The sequence below is a fragment of the Neoroseomonas rubea genome (assembly GCF_016106015.1).
Taxonomy (GTDB): Bacteria; Pseudomonadota; Alphaproteobacteria; order Acetobacterales; family Acetobacteraceae; genus Neoroseomonas; species Neoroseomonas rubea.
Genome location: NZ_JACADQ010000352.1, coordinates 1 through 4,290 on the forward strand (window position 1 = coordinate 1; position 4,290 = coordinate 4,290).

Sequence of the window (4,290 nt, forward strand, 5' to 3'; positions counted from 1 at the left end):
CCCCCACACCCCCCTCAACCTTCTTTGACACGAAAAAGAAGGGAGGGGGTTCGGGGGAGGTTCCCCTCCCCCGACCTTCATCACCGCGCATCACGGACGCAGCACCACCCGCCCCGCGCTGCGCCGCTCCCGCACCTCCGCCATAGCCTCACGGAACTTCTCCAGCGGAAACACCGCATGGACCTCCGGCTTCAGCGCGCCATCGCGCCACCACCCCATCAGCCGCGCCCACAATTCCCGCGCGCGTGGCGCGTGCAGGTGGCGATTGTCGCCCGGCGACCAGCCGACATAGCTGCCCCAGTTCACCCCCGCGACGGCGATGTTCTTCAGCAGCAGGATGTTCGCCGGCACGGTCGGGATGCCGCCGCCGGCGAAGCCCACCACCACAAGTGTCCCGCCATCGCCGAGGCAGCGGAGCGAGTCCTCGAATGCATCGCCGCCGATCGTGTCGAGCACGCAGCCGACGCCCTGCCCGCCGGTCGCCTCCCGCACCGCGTCGCGGAAGGGCAAGGCGCTGTCCAGCACCACATCCGCGCCGCGGTCGCGCAGCAGCGCGTGCTTGGCCGCCCCCGCGCGCGCGATGACGCGGCAGGCGACGGCCTTCGCGATCTCCACCCCCGCGAGCCCGACGCCGCCCGCCGCGCCATGCACCAGCACCCAGTCCCCCGCCGCGATGCGCCCGCGCCAGAGCAGCCCGGCCCCCGCGGTCGGGTAGGAGATGGGGAAGGCGACGGCCGGCTCGGCGGGAAGGCCGTCCGGGATCGGCACGACATGGATGTCGTCCGCGATCGCCTGCTCGGCATAGCCGCCCCAGTCGAGCACCGCGAAGACGCGGGTGCCCGGCGGCGGTGCCTCGGCATCCGGCGCGGCTTCCATCACCGTGCCCACCACCTCGGTGCCCGGCACGAAGGGCAGCGGTGGCTTGCGCTGGTACTTGCCCGCGACGACGAGTTGCGTGGCGAAGGACACGCCCGCGGCCTCGACCCGGATGCGCACGCCGCGCGGGCGCATCGCCGGCGGCGGGATGTCCTTCACCTCCAGCGCGTCGAAGTCACGCCAGGATTCGCAGAGGATCGCGCGCATCATTCCATCCGGATGTTGGCGGCGCGCACGATGGCGCCGAACTTTTCCGATTCACGGCGGCAGAAGGCGTCGAATTCCGCCGGCGTGTCGGCGACCGGATCGGCACCAAGCGGTGCGAGCCGCGCGCGCACCTCCGGGTCGCGCACCGCGACCGCGATGGCGCGCTGCATCCGCTCGGTGATCGCGGCCGGTGTCCGCGGCGGCGCCCAGAAGCCGTACCAGGTCGAGATCACCAAGTCCGGGAAGCCCGCCTCGGCCGAGGTCGGCAGTTCCGCATAGACGCCGATGCGCCGCGCATCGAGTGCGGCGAGCGGCCGCAGCAGCCCTTCGCGCACGGCGCCCGCGCCGGCGGGCACGCTGTCGAACATCACCTGGACGTTGCCCGCGATCAGGTCCTGGATCGCCGGCCCCGCGCCGCGATAGGGGATGTGGACCATGTCCACGCCGGCGATCTGCTTGAACATCTCGCCCGCGAGATGCTGCGCCCCGCCGATGGAGGAGGACGCGTAGGCAACGCGCCCCGGATTGGCCTTCGCATGGTCCGCCAACTCGCGCAGCGAGCGCACCGGCAGGCGCGGGTTCACCAGCGCGACGAGCGGCACCATCGCCATGTTCGTCACCGGCGTGAAGTCATTGAGCGCGTCGTACGGCATGGCGCGGTTGATGTGCGGAATGATGACATGCGCCGAGGCATTGACCAGGAACACGCCGCCGTCCGGCGCCGCGCGCGCCACCTCCGCCGAGCCGATGGTGCCGGAGGCGCCCGGCTTGTTCTCGATCACCAGCGGCTGGCCGAGTTCCTGCTGCGCACGCTGCGCGACCACGCGGCCCACCAGGTCGGTCGGCCCGCCCGGCGGATAGGGAACGATGCAGCGCACCGGCCTGGTGGGCCAGTCCTGGGCCAGCGCCGGCGTCGCCAATGCGGTGCCGAGCAGCGCGCGTCGCGTGATCCTCATGGCATCCCCTTCCCTTGTCCCGTCTTCGCGTCAGGATAGGCTCGGAAACGCTGAGGAGGAAACGCGATGGACGAGGCGATGCGCCCCTACCGGGGCATCCGCGTGCTCGATGCCGGCCAGGGCATCGCCGGGCCCTATTGCGGCATGATGCTCGCCGCCTGCGGCGCAGATGTCATCAAGCTGGAACCCGCCGAGGGCGACTGGTCCCGCGCGCTGGGCTCGGCGAGCGAAGGCGTGTCGGTCATGACGGTCTGCTTCAACCGCGGCAAGCGGTCCGTGGTGCTCGACCTGAAATCCGACGAAGGCCGCGCGGCCGCGGCGAAGCTTGCATCGCAGGCCGATGTGCTGATCGAGGCCTTCCGCCCCGGCGTCGCCGCGCGCATCGGCCTGGGGCCGGAGAACGCGAAGGCCGATGCGGTCTGCCTGTCGATCTCCGGCTTCGGCCAGCGCGGACCCTATCGCGAACGCCCCTGCACCGATTCCGTCGCGCAGGCCTTCTCGGGCTTCGTCGCGCTGAATGCCGGTTCGGATGGAGCGCCGCACAAGGCCGGGCCCTTCATCGCCGACATGGCGACGGGCATCTGGGCGTTTTCCGCCGTGCAGGTCGCGCTCGCCGCCCGCGCGCAGGACAGCGCGCCGAGGCGGCGCGTCATCGACATGTCGCTGATGGCCGCGACGTCGAACCTTCTGACGCACCAGATCGGCGAATGGGGCTACCAGCAGAAACCCGCCGCACCCCCCAACGCGCCGGCCGGCGCCTACCAGTGCGCGGACGGCGCCTGGGTGATGGTGACGCTGGTGCGGGAAGCCGAATGGCTCGCCATCTGCGACGCGCTCGAGATCGCGGACGCCAAGGCCGATCCGCGCTTCACCTCCTTCCCGCTGCGCTGGGAGAACAGGGAGGCGCTCTACGCCATCGTCCGCGCCGCCTTCGCGAAGCGCACCTCGGATGACTGGGTGGCGCGGCTCCAGGGCGCACGGCTGCTGGCGGACCGGGTGAACTCGCCGCTCGACTGGCTGGCGAACGAGCATGTCGTCGCCTACGGCGCCGCATCCCGCGTGCAGCAGCCGCAATTGGGGGAAGTGCCGCTGCCCATGCTGCCCGGCCTTGGCCACTGGCACGCCCCCGCCCCGGCGCTCGGCCAGCACACGGCAGAGGTGCTGGCGGAGCTCGACGCGTGAGCCTGCCCGCCGCGCTCGCGGCCGAGACGCCGCGCGCGCAGGCGATGCTCGACCGGCTGGCGGAGATCGGCGCCGACGCGCCCGGCATCACGCGCCACGCCTTCGACGCGCGGGAGGATGCGGCGCATGCGCTTGCCATCGAGCAGGCGAAGCGCCTCGGCCTGGAGGTGACGCGCGACGCCGCGACCAACCTCTATCTCACCTGGCCCGGCGCGGATCGCGCGGCGCCGCGGACCATGCTCGGATCCCATTTCGACAGCGTGCGCCATGGCGGGAATTTCGACGGCGCGGCGGGCGTGGTCGCCGCACTCGCCGCCGTCTCGGCGCTGCAGGCATCCGGCTTCGCGCCGCGCGCCGACATCACCATCGCCGCCTTCCGCTGCGAGGAAGCGGTCTGGTTCGGCCTCGGCCTGATCGGCAGCCGGGCCGCGCTCGGCATCCTGCCGTCGGATGCGCTGGACCGCCGCCGCGCCGACACCGGCCGCACGCTGGCCGAGCACATCGCGGCGTGCGGCGGCGATCCGGGCGCGATCAGGCCGGGCGCGCGGCTGCTGCCGCCGGGGCCGATCCGCTGCTTCCTGGAAGCGCATATCGAACAGGCGCCCTCGCTGATCGAAGCGGGCGTGCCGCTCGGCATCTGCACCGGCATTCCCGGCAATATCCGCCACGCCACCATCCGCATCGCGGGGGAGGACGCGCATGTCGGCCTGCCCCGCCGCTTCCGCCGCGACGCCGCACTTGCGGGGGCGGAGATCTTCACCGCGCTCGACGCGATGTGGGCCGAGGAGGAAGCGGCAGGCCGCGCCATGGCCTTCACCATCGGTCGCTTCCACACCGACGCGTCGAAGCACGAGATCACCGTCGTGCCCGGGGACTTCACCTTCTCGATCGACCTGCGCGCCTATGATCCGGACCACCTGGCCGCGCTGGAACGGCGCTTCCACGTCATCCTCGATGCCACCGCCGCGCGGCGGGGCGTGACCATCGACCGCGGCGCGCGCAACGCCGCGCCGGTCGGGCCCTGCGATGCCGGGCTGCGGGCCGAGCTTGCCGCCGCCGCGGCGCGCAT

4 protein-coding genes are annotated in these 4,290 nt (G+C 72.4%); 2 read left to right on the forward strand and 2 right to left on the reverse strand.

Annotation, left to right across the window (positions count from 1 at the left end):
* Positions 1 to 90 precede the first annotated feature (90 nt).
* A complete protein-coding gene (locus HW577_RS21525) occupies positions 91 to 1,083 on the reverse strand; it encodes an NADPH:quinone oxidoreductase family protein (RefSeq protein WP_198378170.1) in 993 nt (330 codons plus the stop codon).
* On the reverse strand, positions 1,083 to 2,039 hold the full coding sequence (locus HW577_RS21530; protein ID WP_198378171.1) for a Bug family tripartite tricarboxylate transporter substrate binding protein: 957 nt from the start codon (positions 2,037 to 2,039) through the stop codon (positions 1,083 to 1,085). The genes HW577_RS21525 and HW577_RS21530 overlap by 1 nt, the downstream gene beginning before the upstream one ends.
* Positions 2,040 to 2,105: 66 nt before the next feature.
* On the opposite strand from HW577_RS21530, the gene HW577_RS21535 reads away from it, so the two are divergent.
* Positions 2,106 to 3,221, forward strand: coding sequence for a CaiB/BaiF CoA transferase family protein (locus HW577_RS21535; protein WP_198378172.1), 1,116 nt, complete (start codon positions 2,106 to 2,108; stop codon positions 3,219 to 3,221).
* Positions 3,218 to 4,290: M20/M25/M40 family metallo-hydrolase (locus HW577_RS21540; RefSeq protein WP_198378173.1), on the forward strand; the 1,073-nt coding region annotated here is incomplete at its 3' end. The genes HW577_RS21535 and HW577_RS21540, both read left to right, overlap by 4 nt.